This window comes from Lysobacter sp. GCM10012299 (assembly GCF_042649405.1).
Lineage (GTDB): Bacteria > Pseudomonadota > Gammaproteobacteria > Xanthomonadales > Xanthomonadaceae > Lysobacter_J.
In genome coordinates, this window is the sequence record NZ_JBHRZC010000004.1 from 57,624 (window position 1) to 71,128 (window position 13,505).

Genomic DNA, 13,505 nt, shown 5'->3' on the forward strand with positions numbered 1-13,505 from the left:
CGGGCGTCAATGGTTCAGAACGTCACCTTGACCGACGGGGCGCTGCGCTTGGCTTCGCCGTGGTAGACCGCCTCGATGTTGTTGCCATCCGGATCCAGTACGAAAGCACCGTAATAACCCGGATGGTAGAAGCGTTCGCCGGGAGCGCCGTTGTCCTTGCCACCGCTTGCAATGGCCGCCTTGTGGAAGGCATCGACCATCGCCTTGTCCTGGGCCTGGAACGCGAGATGATGGCGTCCGGTCAGCTCGCCTTGCGCCGCCTCGCTGTCGCGGGTGGAGACGAAGAGCTCGTCGGCCCAGAAATAGTCTTCACCTGATCCCGCCATAGGGATATTGAGGACATCGAACACGGCCGTGTAGAACTTCCGGCTGGCGTCGAGGTTGCGCACGACCAGCTGGATATGGTCGATAAGTCGACCGCGATGGAGCTCCGTCGTTTCCATGTGCTCTCCTTGGATGTAGTTGCACCGCGCCTGGATTCCGCACGACGTCATACCGCACCACGTCGCGTCGCGCCGTCACGTGGCGTTGATGCCGGGGTCAGCGTTCGTCGCGGGCGATCTGGATCTCGACCGTCGCTCCGGCGCGGTCTATCCGCAGCTCTCCGTCTCGCCAGCTCGCGGCCCGGCCATCGATGCGCGTGCGCCCGGGCGGCTGCCGGTACGGCCAGGTCAGGATCACCCCACCGGGCGGCGGCGCGAATCCCGGCGCGAGCCTGAACACGACGCGATCACCGCTGCGCTTCAGCGAATACCCCAGCGCCCCCTGTGGCGTACGCAGGTTCGCCACGCTGACGCCCTCGCCCGCCAGCCAGTCGGCCGGAATGCCCGCGGCAACCACCAGTGCATCGTCGTCGCGGCTGTAGGCGAACATGTCGAGCGCCGAGCGCACGTAGTCCGAAGCCACCCACGCGTGCGGCAGGTCGCCGAGGAAGAACGGCTTGCGCGGCGTCCGCGAAACCACCTCGGCCCATTGGTTCCATGCACGGGGCTGCTGGTCGGCGAAAAAGAATGCCAATGCCTCGTGCGCGCGGTCGCGCCAGCCGAGGCGGACGAAACTGCCGATCGTGCGCAGCTCGTACGGCGTGTAGTCCTTCCATTCGCGGCTTCCGTCGCGGCGTGCGGCGAACTCGCGCCAGTAGCGCTCGAAGGTGTTGTGCAGCTGGTCCTGCGGCAGGTTGGCCTGCTCGCCGCCTGGCGCCAGCGCGATGGTGGTCGAGGTCGCATCGAAATCGCCCAGCTCGGCGGCGCCGGGCAGGAAGTCGATGCCGTGCTGCGCGGTGGCCGCACGCAGCGATGCGTACAGATCATCGCGGAACTGGTCGCGCGAGGCAGCGAAGCGCGCGGCCTCCTCGTCATGGCCGAGCCACTGCGCGATCTCGACCGCGTCCTTGTAGCCGCGCAGCGTCCAGAAGTTGTCCCAGTACGAGTGCATGGGCTTGGCCGAGTAACCCTCGTGGCTGATCGAGGCCGGCATCATCCCGTAGAACGCCGCATTGCGACTGCGATTGGCCTCGGTGCGTTCGCTCAGGCGCAGCTGGTCCATGTAGCGCACCGCCCCCTGCACGTGCGGCCACATCGACGCCAGCAGCTCGCGGTCGCGGGTGTAACGGAAGACCTCGGCCACGGTGAAGACCAGTTCGCCATGACTGTCGTTCTCCGGTACCGGATCGCTGCCGCGGTCATCGACGCAGCACGGCACCTTGCCGTTGTCGAACTGGTACGGCGCGTACCAGCGCAGGAACTGCTCGGCGACATCCTCCCGGCCCATCCGCAGCAGGCCTTCGCCGATCATGGCGCCGTCGCGGATCCACGCCCGCGAGTACGAACGCGTGCCGGGCTGCAGACGCGGCCCGATGCGGCTGATCAGCATGTGCGCCAGGCCGGTGCGCAGTGTGTCGACGACATGCTGGCCCTGCGCCGGCACGTGAAGCTGCACCCGATCGAGCTTGTCGCGCCATTGCGCCGCGGCGGCCTGTTGCATGGCCTCGGCGTCCTTGCGGTCAAGCGATGCAGGCAACTCGCCGGTCAGCGGGGCGATCCAGTCCACTTCGAAGGACTCGCCCGCGGCAAGGTGCACGGCATGATTGAACACGCCGCTGGCCAATCCAGTGGCGTCGTCGACGCTGGCCTTGGACGCCGGAGTTGCAGGCGCGTCCTGGGCGTCGAATGTCGAGGCGGCAACGCTCGTCGCCGGTTGTGACAGCCTGAGTCGCGGCCGGCTGTCCACGGTCACGACGTCGCTGTCGAGCGCCAGCGCGTGGATCTCGCTGACACCACCGACCGTGTTGAGGAACTGCGTCGGCGGATTGACCTGCAACGGCCGAACCCGCAAACCCAGCACGTAGTCCTGCGCCACCTTCGTTGTGTTGGTCAGGCGATAGCGGCCGACCAGTTGTGACTGCGGCTGCGTGCCCTGCGCGAAGGAAGTCACTTCGAGGCGAAAGTCGGCATGCTTCCACTGCACGGTCGGGATGGGCAGGTAGCCGTCCTGAAGCGACTGCGTGATCTCCACGCCGGCCCAGTCGATGGCGCCTCGCGCGGTAGTGACCTGCGGCTCGATGCTGAAGCCGCCCTTGCCGATCTCGATCGCACCGTCCTCGCCGATCAACCCCTGCTCGAGGCCGCCGTCGATGCCCAGGATCGTCCAGTACGCCTGCTCGCCGCTGAAACCGCGCGGCCATGTACCCCGAGGCGCCTGTGCGGCGACCGATCTCACGAAGTCGTTGGGCGTGGCGGCGAATGCCAGCGGCTGCACGTTGAGCTCCGCCAGCGCGACCTCCGCTGTCGGCGCCTTCAGCGGAGTCAGGCGCAGGTAGCGTGCTTCGGATTCGGGCAACGCCAGGTAATCGCTGCCGCCGTCCGCACCCTTGACCTCACGCACAAGGCGCCAATGGTGGTCGTCGTCGGAGAGCTCGACGCGGTAATCCGACGCCTGCTTCCCCGGCAGCCAGCGCAGGACCAGGCCACCGAACTCGCGCCTGCGCTGCAGGTCGAGACGGAACCGCGGCGGCCGCGCCGGGTCGATCGCCGCCCGCCACGCGGTGTCGGGCTTGCCGTCTACTGCATCAACGGCTTGACCAACGCCCGTACTGGCACGGCCGAGCAACGGCGATTCGTCCTGCGGCGGCAGTGTCCGCATGGCCAGGTCATCGAAGCAGACCGAGCCCTTGCCGCCGACGCTGTTGTAAACGGTGAATTCGATCCTGCGGCTGTGCCGCAGGGTCGGATCAGGCGCAGGTCCCCAGGCCCGGCTGATGTGCCGGCGCTTGTACTGCACCTGCGTCCACTGCGCGGGAAACGCGTAACGCGGGCGGTTCACCCACCAGACGTTGTCGCCGCTGTCGTCGACCAGCTTGAACTGCAGGTCGTTGGCGGGCGAGTCGCCGCGCAACTGGAAGGAGAACGCGTAGTTGTCCGGATAGTCCAGCGGTAACTCGCGGGTGATGCCGGCGTAGCCGGAGACGCCGTTGAAGTCGTAGTCCAGGCACAGCGCCTTGCCGTGCGGGCCGGCCACGCTGCGCAGCGTGCCGCTGACCTGGTCGGAGGTGACCACCGTCCACGATTTCGCCGATTCGAAGCCATCGAGCTCAGCGCCCTTCGCGCTGGCGACGACCATCAACCACACCGTCATCCCGGCGAAAGCCGGGATCCATCTTGATCTGGCCTTTGCGACGGTCAGAGCAAGGTCAAAGTGGGTCCCGGCTTTCGCCGGGATGACGGGCTGAAGGTGGGTCCCGGCTTTCGCCGGGATGACGGGATCGGATTGCCTCACCCCTTCACGCTCCCTACCAGCAGCCCCTGCAGGTAATAACGCTGCAATGCCAGGAACAGCAGCAGCACCGGCAGCACGGTGACCACCGAGCCGGCCATCATCATCTCGTTGTCCTGCACGTGCTCGCGCGACAGCGTTGCCAGCGCGACCGGCAAGGTCTGCAGGCTCTTGTCGCTGAGCACTATCAGGGGCCACATGAAGTCGTTCCACGACGCCAGGAACACGAAGATCGCCAGCGTCACCAGGATCGGCTTGAGCACCGGCAGCACGATCTGGAAGAAGATCCGCACCTCCCCTGCCCCATCGATGCGCGCGGCCTCTAGCAGCTCGTCGGGAATCGAACGCGCGTACTGGCGCACCAGGAAGATGCCGAACACGGTGGCCATCGACGGCACGATCGCGCCGGCATAGCTGTTGACCAGCCCCAGCTGCTTGAGCATCAGGAACAACGGCATCATCGTCACCTGCGCCGGGATCACCAGCGCCGCCAGCAGCACCTGGAAGATCCGCTCGCGTCCGGCGAAGCGCAGCTTGGCGAAGGCATAGCCGGCCATGGTGTTGAGCAGCACACCTATCAACGTCGCCAGGATCGCGATGAGGAAACTGTTGAGCAGGTAGCGGCCCATGCCGGCGCGCGCGAACAGCTCGTGATAGTTGTGAAGCGTGGCGCTGGCCGGCACCAGCGGCGGCGGGAACTGGCTGGCCTCGCCGGGTTGCATGAACGACACCGAGAGCATCCACAGCAGCGGCGCCACGGCGATAACGCCCAGCGCGATCAGCAGGCCATTGATGATCGCCTTGGCCAGTCGCGGGGTCATCACTCCGCCCCCTTGCGCCGCGCGAACCAGAACAAACCACTGGTCACCGCCGTCATCAGCGCGAACAGCATGAAGGCCACCGCCGACGCATTACCCAGGTTCCACCACTTGAAGCCTTCGTCATACATCAGGTACAGCACGCTGACGGTGCTCTGCAGCGGTCCGCCCTGGGTCATCACGTAGGGCTCGGCGAACAGCTGGAAATAGCCCGACAGGGTCAGGATCGACACCAGCAGCAGCACCGGACCGAGCAACGGCAGGGTGACATGGCGGAACTGGCGCAGCGGCGATGCGCCGTCGATGCGCGCCGCCTCGTACAGGTCTTCGGGAATCGACTGCAGCCCGGCCAGGAAGATGATCATGTTGTAGCCGAAGTTCTTCCACACCGCGAACAGGATGATCGTCGGCATTGCCCACTTCGGGTCGCCGAGCCAGTCGACCGCATCGATGCCGACCCACGACAGCGCCCAGTTCACCAGGCCATACCCGGTGTGGAACAGATAGCGCCAGATCACCGCCATCGCCACCACGGTGGTCACCACCGGGGCGAAGTAGGCCGTGCGGAACAGTGGCTTGAAGCGAGCGAGCTTCGAATGCAGCAGCAGCGCCGCAGCCAGCGACACCGCGATCGACAGCGGCACGCCCACCACGACGAAATACAGGGTATTGCCCAGCGCCTTCCAGAACAGCGGGTTCTGCAGCAGGCCCAGGTAGTTGCCCAGGCCGACGAAGCGCAGGTTGGCGATGTCCGACAGCGAGTAGATGTCGAAGTCGGTCAGGCTCAGCGCGAATGCGGCCAGCACCGGCAAGCCGAAGAACAGGCCGATCACCGCCAGCGCCGGCCCGGCGAAGATCCAGCCGGCGGTAGTCGCGCGCATCATGGCGCCGCTCCTATCGTGCGATGGTCGAGCATCCAGCGTCGCTTCTCGAGGATGTTGTCGGCACGGCGGTCGAGTTCGGCCGCGGCCTCGTCGACACTGAGGCGGCCGTTGGCCAGTTGCTCGCCGACCAGCTTGATCTCGTTGGCGATGCGCTCCCACTCCGGCACCTTCGGTGTCGGCCGCGCGCGCTCGAGCTGGTCGCGGAAGGCCCGCGCGTAGACATCGTCCCTAAGCGACGGCGCATCCCAGGCGCTGCGCCGCGGCGGCAGGTTGCCGGTCAGCGCGTGGAAGCGCACCTGCACGTCGGCCTGCGACAAATAGCTGACCAGCTTCCAGGCGGCATCCTGGTGCGTGGACTTGCGGAACACGACAAAGCTGGCGCCGCCGGCGACCGAGGCGCCGGGACCGTTCTCGCCGGGCAACGGCATCGTCATCCAGGTCGACTGCAACTGCGGCGGCAACCGGTTGCGGAATTCGGCGATGTTCCAGGGGCCGTTGACGTAGAAACTGAAATAGCCGCGACCGAACTCGTTCCAGACATTGGCGATCTGGGTGTTGCTGGCCACCGGCGCCCACCGGTTGACGAAGACGTCGCGATAGAAGCCCAGCGCCCGCTTGAAGCCGGGACTGCGGAAATTGCCGTAGCGGCCGTCGTCGCGCAGCAGCGGTTCCGGCGACTGGATGCCGAGGTTCAACAGCGGCTCGGCTTCATTGAGCGGAAACAGCGCGGCGTAGCGGTTCGGCCCCACCTCGCGCTTGATCGCGGCCATCGCCACCTTCCATTCCGCCCACGTGCGCGGCGGCTCGGCGATTCCGGCCTTGGCAAGCAGGTCGCGCCGGTAGAACGGCAGGCGGGTCTCCACGTACCACGGCACCGCGTACACGGTCGTTCCAATGACGCCGGTGTCCCAGGCACCCTGGAAGTAGTCCTGGGTCTGCAGTGCCGGCGTGCTGGCCAGGCGCGCATCGAGGGGCGCCAGCGCATTGAGCAGTGAGAACTCCGACACCCAGGTGTTGCCGATCGCACCGACGTCGGGCAAGGCATCGCCCGCGAACGCGGTCAGCAGCTTCTCGTGCGCGGAGATGATCGGCAACTGCTGCAGCTCGACGCGGATGCCGGGATTGCGTCGCTCGAACTCCGGGATGAGCTGGGCGACGACCTCGCCTTCGTAGCCCATCGCCCAGAAGCGGACGACTTCGCGCCGGTCGCCATCGCCCGAGCACGCCGACACCAGCGCGGCGCTGGCCAGCACGGCGGCCACAAAGCCCCCTCGCAGGCGGCTCCACACTTGCTGGCGCAGGCGGGCGATCACGTCGCGCTCATTGCTGCGGCTGCTTGGTTGGCTGGGCCGGCTTGGACGGCTTCGGCGCCTCGGCAGCGGCCTTCGGCGCCGGCTGCGCATCGTTGGCCTGGGCTGCGCGCGATTCGGCCTCGCCCAGCGCCCGCGCGTTCGCGGCGTCCTTCTCGCTCTTCGTCTGCGGCAACGGCTGGGTGCTGACGGTGTCGCCCTGCGGCTGCAGCCAGCCGCCCTTGAAGCCGGCCTTCTCCAGCCCTGCGCGAATGTAGGCGTTGCGCTTCATCACGTTCCAGACGAACTCGTTGCGGTAGTTGGCGATCATCGCAAGGATCGGCCCCTGGTCGATGCCGATGTAGTCGCTGGCCACCCAGCCCTTGTCCGGCACCAGCCGCCCGGTCTTGAGCGGGATGTCGAAGTCGAAGCTGGGGTTGAACGAATCGAGGAAACCATAGCTGGAGTACAGGTAATCGCCGTAGCGCTCGTGCAGCGCCACGGTGGTCGGGATGACGATCTCCGGCGCGAACGGCAGCGAGCCGATCACCGCCGTCGGCGCCAGCGTGCCGTCGTCGAAGGTATCGCGCAGGCCGGCACCGCGGGCGGAATAGTGGCGGAACTGGCGCTGCTCGCCACGGTACTCCTGCAGGGTCTGCTGCGGTCCGTCGCTGGCGGTCAGGCCCCAGGTCTCGTGGCCGTAGTCCTCCCACTTCATCGGGTTGGCGATGGCGTAGGCGCGCTGGGCATAGGCGGCGCGGCGGCTGTTCTCGAAGTAATCGATGCCGCGTTCGCGCATGTAGTCGTCCTGGATGCCGCGGAAATCGATCCAGACATGGCTGTACTGATGGCCGAACATCGGCCCGAAGGCAAGGAACTCCTCGCCCTGGTAAACGCCCCAGACATCGTTGTAGGTGCGCGTCCAAACCGTCCAGGCGTCGGCATCGACCGGGTGCGTCGGCGAGGCCATCGCCAGCACGTACAGCATCATCGCTTCGTTGTAGCCGGTCCAGTCGTGCTTGATGAAGCCGCTTTCCGGGAACCAGCCCATCGAGATCAGCGGCTTGTTCTGCTGCAGCCAGGTCCAGTCGACCTTGCGGTACAGCTGGTCGGCGATCTCGCGGATCTGCTTCTCGCGCTCATCGTCGCGGTCGTAGTAGCTCTGCGCGAACAGCACGCCCATCATCAGCAACGCCGTGTCGACGCTGGAGAGCTCGACCCAGCTCTGGTAGCGATGGCCGGTGTCCATGTCGAGGAAGTGGTAGTAGAAGCCCTGGTACGCACCCTTGCCCGTGTCCTGCGGACCGGACTGCATGTCGCGGAAGAACTTCAGCGTCACCAGCGTGCGGTCGACCGCCTGGTTGCGGTTGATCCAGCCGTTCTCGACACCGATCGGGTACGCGGTCAGGGCGAAGCCCACCGAGGCGATGCTGGCGAACGGGCGCGAGGGGTAGCGATCCGGCGTAAGGCCGTTCTTTTCGTTGGTGGTGTCCCAGAAGAACTGGAACGTACGCTTCTCGATGTCGGCGAACAGCGGCGGCAGTTCGAGCTTGGCCGCCTTCAGCGGCTCCACTTCCACCGGCGGCGCCGAGGCGACCGGATACGTCTGGGATGTCGGCGTCTCCTTTCCGCACCCTGAGACAAAAGCCAGCAGGGCCAGCGTCAATACCAGCTTCCAGTTTTGCTGCATCACATTGCCACTTGTCGAGAGATGAACGTGCTAAGTGAATCCAATCCCGCGGTGCCGGCCACACCCTGCGGCCGGCACCCGGGGATTACCAGGAAATCCCGAAGGACAGCTTGAACGAGCGCGTCGGCAACGTGATCTCGTCGGTGTGGTCGCCGTAGACCGGGTTGATGGTGCCGTCGACGCCCTTGAAGTTCTGGAACGCCGACCAGTTCCTCGCGTTGGTGATGTTGAAGATGTCGCCGCGGATCATGTACTTCAAGCCCACCCCCGTGTCGAACTCCTTCTGCACCGCGAGATCCCACTGGAAGAAGTTGGCATCGGAGAAGTACACCGAATCGACGCGGCCGAAGGCGCAATTGTCCAGGCCATCCGGCGTCGGCGTGGTGCAGTCCAGCGTGTCCTTGGCGATCGCGCTGCTCCAGGTCAGCTTGGTCGAGAACGTGAATCCATGGGTCTGGTAGATGCCGGTACCGACGAAGCGATGCTCCGGCACGCCGACCGAAGCCACCCACGGATGGTCATGCAGGTTTTCGTAGTCGAAGACGTAATGCTCATCGCTGTTGGCGGCGTTGGCGCGATTCTCCTCGCCCTTGGAATAGGTGTAGGCGAGCGTCATGCCCCAGGGCGATTCAGCGGTCAGCGGCTTCTCGGCCCACAGCAGCAACTGGTTGAGCTTGGTCTCGACGCCGTTGTCGGCCTTGATCAGCGTGCCGAAGCCCGGGATCGGTTCGCCGAACGGCGCACCACCGAAGGTCCGGCCCGGCCCGTAGAACGTGCCGTCGTCGTAGCGGTTGCCCAGGGTGAAGATGATGCCGTCATGGCTCTCGATGTGGACGAGGGTCGCCGATGTATTCCAGTCGACGCCGACGAAGTTCAGGGTATTGCGCATGCCGAGGCTGAACTGGTCGGAATACGGGACCTTCAGGTCGTTGTTCATCAGGTTCACTTCCGCACCCCGGTCGGGGTCGGCAGCGACCAGCGCGTACAGCTCCTGCTGGTTGAGGAAGCGCGGATCCCACTCGAAGCAGTTGACGTTGTCGACCGTGCAGGGATTCCCGGGCGTGTTGAACAGCAGCGTGTACGACGGGAACGTGCTCTTGGACTGCTCCAGCGCCAGGTAGTCGAACAGGTTGCGGTCGTAGGCCCGGCCGGCGCCGCCGAAGATGACGTGGCGCTGGTCGGCGAACAGGTCATAGGAGAAGCCGACGCGCGGCTGCCACGCGTCCTTGAAGGCATCGCGGTTGTTGCCGGTGCTGATGTAGTCCTCGATATCGTAGCCGGCGCCGGGCTGGTGGATGTTGCTCCAGCCGCGCAGTGCGGTGACCAGTTCCGGCGGGGTCACGTAGTCCTCGTAGCTCGGCGTCTTCTCGTAGTCGTAGCGCAGGCCGAGGTTGATGATCAGCTTGTCGTTGATCTCCCAGTCGTCCTGGAAGTAGATGCCGTACTGCTTGTTGCTGGAGGTGATGTTGCGATCGCCGACGCCCGGCAGCGGCGCGCCAAAGCGCACCTGGTACGGCTGGAATGTCGCCAGCGAGGAGTTGCCCAGGAAGAAGACGTTGGCGGGATAGTTGATCGAGTACTGCGCGTTGATCGGCTGTTGTTCGAATGCATTGATGTCGACCGACTTGTACTTGAAGCCGGCCTTGAACGTATGCCCTTCCAGGCCGGTGTATGTCAGGTCGTCCTGGAAGCCCCAGCCGTCCTGGCCCTTGTCCTGGAAGTCCTGGCCGCCACCGACGTTGAGCACGGTGCCGCGCTGCGAGTTCTGGATGATGTAGCCCGGGGCCAGCACGATCGCGCGCGGATTGAACTCCTCGTCCTCGTGCGTGAAGTGCATGTCGTTGAGCCAGTCGGTGTTGCTCCACTGGTAACGCAGGTCGATGCGGGTGCTGTCGTTGTTGTTGGACTTGCCGTAGGTGTCGGTGTTGAGGCCACCCAGGTCGGTGATCTCGGTTTCGTTGCGGACCTTGCCGCTGAGCTCGACCAGGTTGTTGTCGTTGACCTGCCAGGTCAGCTTTCCGAACCAGAGGTCCTCGTCGAACGGTTCCGAGGTCGGCCCGGTCAGTGCCTGCAGTTCCGGGGTCAACGTGAAGCCCGGATCGAGCGAGCCGGCGGCGATCGTGTCGGGCGTCTCGAATTCCTTCGCCTCGTAGGTGACGAAGAAGAACAGGCGGTCGCGGATGATCGGCCCGCCGAAGGCCGCACCGTACTGGGTTTCACCCGATGGGCTCTTGCCGTTGCCTGCGCGCTCTTCGGCTGGCGTCTGCTCGCGCCATTCGGGGATGTTGGCCTTGTCCCAGAAGAAATTGCCGTGGAAGTCATTCGTGCCCGACTTGGTCACCGCGGTGACCGCGGCGCTGCTGATCTGGTCGTACTCGGCCTTGTAGTTGGAGGTGATGACCTTGTACTCGCCGATTGCCAGCTGCGGGAACGGATTGCCCTTGCTCTGGTCCTGGCCACCGATGCCGCCCTTGAGCACGTAGTTCTTCTGGCCGACGCCGTCGATGAACACATTGATGCCGTTGGAACTCTGCGCACCGCTGCGCAGCTGCGTCGTGCCGTTGCCACGGCGGTCGAAGATCATGCCCGGCACGATGTCGGCAAAGGCCAGGAAGTTGCGCGAGGCCTGCGGCAGCGTCTCGATCTGCAGCTGCGAGACGTAGGTGGCGACTTCCGGCGTCTTGGTTTCGACCATCGTCGCGGCGGTGACGGTGACCGTGTCGACCGTGGTCGCCGGGCCGCCCGGTGCCGTCTCGGCGACGCCGCCGGCGGCGAGGTTGAGCGTGGCGACCTGTCCGACCTGGACCACGATCGTGCGCGTCGTCGTCTGCCCGTCGGCGACCGCGTCGATGCGGTAGGTGCCCGGTGGCAGGCCGCCGATGCTGTAGCTGCCATTGCTGGCCTGGACCTTGCGGGTCAGGCCGGTGGCGGTGTTGGTGGCGGTCACCTCGGCCTGGCCGGCAGGTGCCGCGTCGACGGTGATCTGGCCGCGAACGGTCGCAGCGGTGCTCTGCGCCAATACCGCCGGCGACGACATTGCCAGGCAACTGGCCAGGGCGCATGCAAGCAGCCGCGGCATGGGCGTGCGACGCTGGTTGTCATTGAGCTTCATATGCTTTCCCTCGTCCAAAAAGCATTGCTGTGGGGGTAGCGCCGCGCGACGGCGCTCAGGCACTGACTCGGCTGGACTCGCGCACGATCAACTCGGTCGGCAGCACGACGGCGTTCGAATCCGGAATGGTTTCTCCGGCGATACGTGCCAGCAGCTGGCGCGCGGCGCGCGCGCCGAGCTCGGCGATGTTGACCCGGATGGTCGTCAGGCTCGGGTGAACGAAACGCGCCAGTGGAATGTCGTCGAACCCGGACAGGGCGATGTCCTGCGGAACGCGCGCGCCGGACTGGGCGAACGCGAACAGGCAGCCCAGCGCCATCATGTCATTGGCGGCAAAGACGGCATCGGGCCGCGGTGATGCGGCCAGCAGTTCGCGACCGGCGCGATGGCCGGACGCTTCGTCGAAGCCACCCTGCACCACCCAGGGACTGGCACCGGGCACCAGTTCCGCCAGCGCATCGCGGTAACCACGCAGGCGCTCGTGCGCATCGAAGTTGTCTTCCGGCCCGGCGATGAAGGCGATGCGGCGATGGCCGCCCTCGACCAGGTGCCGGACCATCGCGACCGCGCCGCCGTGGTTGTCCACGCCGATCACCGCCGCACCATCGAGGCCGGCCTGGCTGTTGATCAGCACCGCTGGCAGCGACGGTTCCAGGTGTTCGCTGAGGATCGTCGGCGCTGCCGCATAAGGCGACATCACCAGCAGGCCATCGACCCGGCCGCGCATCGCGCGCAACGCCGCGCCCTGCTCTTCCGGATTGCCGTGGTAGCTCGACACCAGCAGGTGCAGGCGCGACGCCCTCGCCACCTGGTCGATGCCGCGCATGAGCTCGGAGAAAAACTCGCCGTGCAGGTCCGGCAGGACCACGCCCAGGGTCTGGGTGCGGCGGCTGCTAAGGCTGCGGGCGGCGGCGTGCGGGGTGTAGCGCAGCTCGTTGGCTGCCGCCAGCACCCGGTTGCGGACCTCTTCGGCAACGTTGCCGTGGCCGTTGAGCGCCCGGGAGACGGTGGCCACCGACACCTGGGCCACTCGCGCGACATCTTTGATGGTTACGCTGGCCAAGGCAGGTCGGCTCCGCGGCTTGATGCGGGCCGACTGTAATCGTTTACAAGCGCAAGTGTAAAGCGATTGTTACGCGACTTGAGACAAGCTCTCAGAACACCGCGCCACAAGCCTCTCAGGGCTGATGAATATGCTGCGGCGCGGCATGCGCAGGCACGGGCGCCAGCCCCTCAGTCCGCCTCGCCGGGCGTCCTGGCGCGGATCGCCAGGGCATGGATGTCGGTGTCCATCAGGGAACCGACTGCCGCATACACCGCACGGTGCCGGGCGATAGGACTGAGCCCCGCAAAGGCCTCGCTGACGATATCCACGCTGAAGTGACCGCGGCCGTCGGCAGCGCCGGCGTGGCCGGCATGGCGGTGGCTGTCGTCCTGGACCTCCAGCGACTGCGGCAACAAGGCCGCCTCGAGGGCGGCCCGGATCGCCCCCACCCGTTGCTCGCGGGGCAGCGGCCCAACGGTCACGGCAAGACCTTGCGGAAGGGCCGGACGTCGACGCGCTGGTAGACCCCGGCCGCCACATAGGGGTCGGCATCGGCCCAGGCGCGTGCGGCGACCAGCGATTCGAACTCGGCGATGACGACGCTGCCACTGAAGCCGGCCGGGCCCGGGTCCTCGGCGTCGATGGCCGGGCACGGCCCCGCCAGCAGCAGGCGGCCCTGGTCGCGCAGCGCGGTCAGGCGGGCCAGGTGCTCGGGCCGGGCCTGCAGGCGCTGGGCCAGTACTTCGTTGCCGTCATATCCTTCGATCACGTACCACATGCGTTCTGTGCATCCTGTCGGGTCTGGATGAATTGTAGCCATTGCCCGCGCAAGCGCCGCTGGACAGGGCCAGAACGAGGCCGTAACCTAGCTTCCACAGCCCAAGGCCGGATGCAGC

At 66.2% G+C, this 13,505-nt stretch carries 10 protein-coding genes; all 10 read right to left on the reverse strand.

All coding sequences use genetic code 11. The features are described 5' to 3' along the window. Window positions 1–14: 14 nt before the first annotated feature. The 10 genes from ACFOPO_RS11440 to ACFOPO_RS11485 all read right to left on the reverse strand — a co-directional run bounded on the left by ACFOPO_RS11440 (window position 15) and on the right by ACFOPO_RS11485 (window position 13,387). Window positions 15–443: a VOC family protein gene (locus ACFOPO_RS11440; RefSeq protein ID WP_386703359.1), complete on the reverse strand. Its 429-nt coding sequence runs from the start codon at window positions 441–443 to the stop codon at window positions 15–17. Window positions 444–540: 97 nt separating this feature from the next. Further along, window positions 541–3,633, reverse strand: a complete 3,093-nt coding sequence (locus ACFOPO_RS11445; protein ID WP_386703360.1) for a discoidin domain-containing protein — start codon at window positions 3,631–3,633, stop codon at window positions 541–543. A 137-nt stretch (window positions 3,634–3,770) separates the two neighbouring features. After that, window positions 3,771–4,592: a carbohydrate ABC transporter permease gene (locus ACFOPO_RS11450; RefSeq protein WP_386703361.1), complete on the reverse strand. Its 822-nt coding sequence runs from the start codon at window positions 4,590–4,592 to the stop codon at window positions 3,771–3,773. After that, window positions 4,592–5,473: a carbohydrate ABC transporter permease gene (locus ACFOPO_RS11455; RefSeq protein ID WP_386703362.1), complete on the reverse strand. Its 882-nt coding sequence runs from the start codon at window positions 5,471–5,473 to the stop codon at window positions 4,592–4,594. Before ACFOPO_RS11455 ends, ACFOPO_RS11450 begins: the two co-directional genes overlap by 1 nt. After that, the gene (locus ACFOPO_RS11460) at window positions 5,470–6,786 is read right to left on the reverse strand and encodes a sugar ABC transporter substrate-binding protein (protein WP_386703363.1); all 1,317 of its coding nucleotides are present in this window, start codon (window positions 6,784–6,786) and stop codon (window positions 5,470–5,472) included. The genes ACFOPO_RS11455 and ACFOPO_RS11460 overlap by 4 nt, the downstream gene beginning before the upstream one ends. Window positions 6,787–6,793: 7 nt before the next feature. Next, the gene (locus ACFOPO_RS11465) at window positions 6,794–8,452 is read right to left on the reverse strand and encodes a glucoamylase family protein (protein WP_386703364.1); all 1,659 of its coding nucleotides are present in this window, start codon (window positions 8,450–8,452) and stop codon (window positions 6,794–6,796) included. An 85-nt stretch (window positions 8,453–8,537) separates the two neighbouring features. Beyond that, the gene (locus ACFOPO_RS11470) at window positions 8,538–11,564 is read right to left on the reverse strand and encodes a TonB-dependent receptor domain-containing protein (RefSeq protein ID WP_386703365.1); all 3,027 of its coding nucleotides are present in this window, start codon (window positions 11,562–11,564) and stop codon (window positions 8,538–8,540) included. A 55-nt stretch (window positions 11,565–11,619) separates the two neighbouring features. Then, window positions 11,620–12,627: a LacI family DNA-binding transcriptional regulator gene (locus ACFOPO_RS11475; protein ID WP_386703366.1), complete on the reverse strand. Its 1,008-nt coding sequence runs from the start codon at window positions 12,625–12,627 to the stop codon at window positions 11,620–11,622. Between the two features lie 170 nt (window positions 12,628–12,797). Continuing rightward, on the reverse strand, window positions 12,798–13,091 hold the full coding sequence (locus ACFOPO_RS11480) for a BolA family protein (protein ID WP_386703367.1): 294 nt from the start codon (window positions 13,089–13,091) through the stop codon (window positions 12,798–12,800). Beyond that, the gene (locus ACFOPO_RS11485; RefSeq protein ID WP_386703368.1) at window positions 13,088–13,387 is read right to left on the reverse strand and encodes a YciI family protein; all 300 of its coding nucleotides are present in this window, start codon (window positions 13,385–13,387) and stop codon (window positions 13,088–13,090) included. The genes ACFOPO_RS11480 and ACFOPO_RS11485 overlap by 4 nt, the downstream gene beginning before the upstream one ends. Between the last annotated feature and the right edge of the window lie 118 nt (window positions 13,388–13,505).

Excerpts from the sequence above, each read along its gene's own strand:
- ACFOPO_RS11485 (WP_386703368.1), bottom strand. The coding sequence starts at position 13,387 with ATGTGGTACGTGATCGAAGGATATGACGGCAACGAAGTACTGGCCCAG.
- ACFOPO_RS11440 (WP_386703359.1), bottom strand. The coding sequence starts at position 443 with ATGGAAACGACGGAGCTCCATCGCGGTCGACTTATCGACCATATCCAG.
- ACFOPO_RS11455 (WP_386703362.1), bottom strand. The coding sequence starts at position 5,473 with ATGATGCGCGCGACTACCGCCGGCTGGATCTTCGCCGGGCCGGCGCTG.
- ACFOPO_RS11445 (WP_386703360.1), bottom strand. The coding sequence starts at position 3,633 with ATGACGGTGTGGTTGATGGTCGTCGCCAGCGCGAAGGGCGCTGAGCTC.
- ACFOPO_RS11450 (WP_386703361.1), bottom strand. The coding sequence starts at position 4,592 with ATGACCCCGCGACTGGCCAAGGCGATCATCAATGGCCTGCTGATCGCG.
- ACFOPO_RS11470 (WP_386703365.1), bottom strand. The coding sequence starts at position 11,564 with ATGAAGCTCAATGACAACCAGCGTCGCACGCCCATGCCGCGGCTGCTT.
- ACFOPO_RS11465 (WP_386703364.1), bottom strand. The coding sequence starts at position 8,452 with ATGCAGCAAAACTGGAAGCTGGTATTGACGCTGGCCCTGCTGGCTTTT.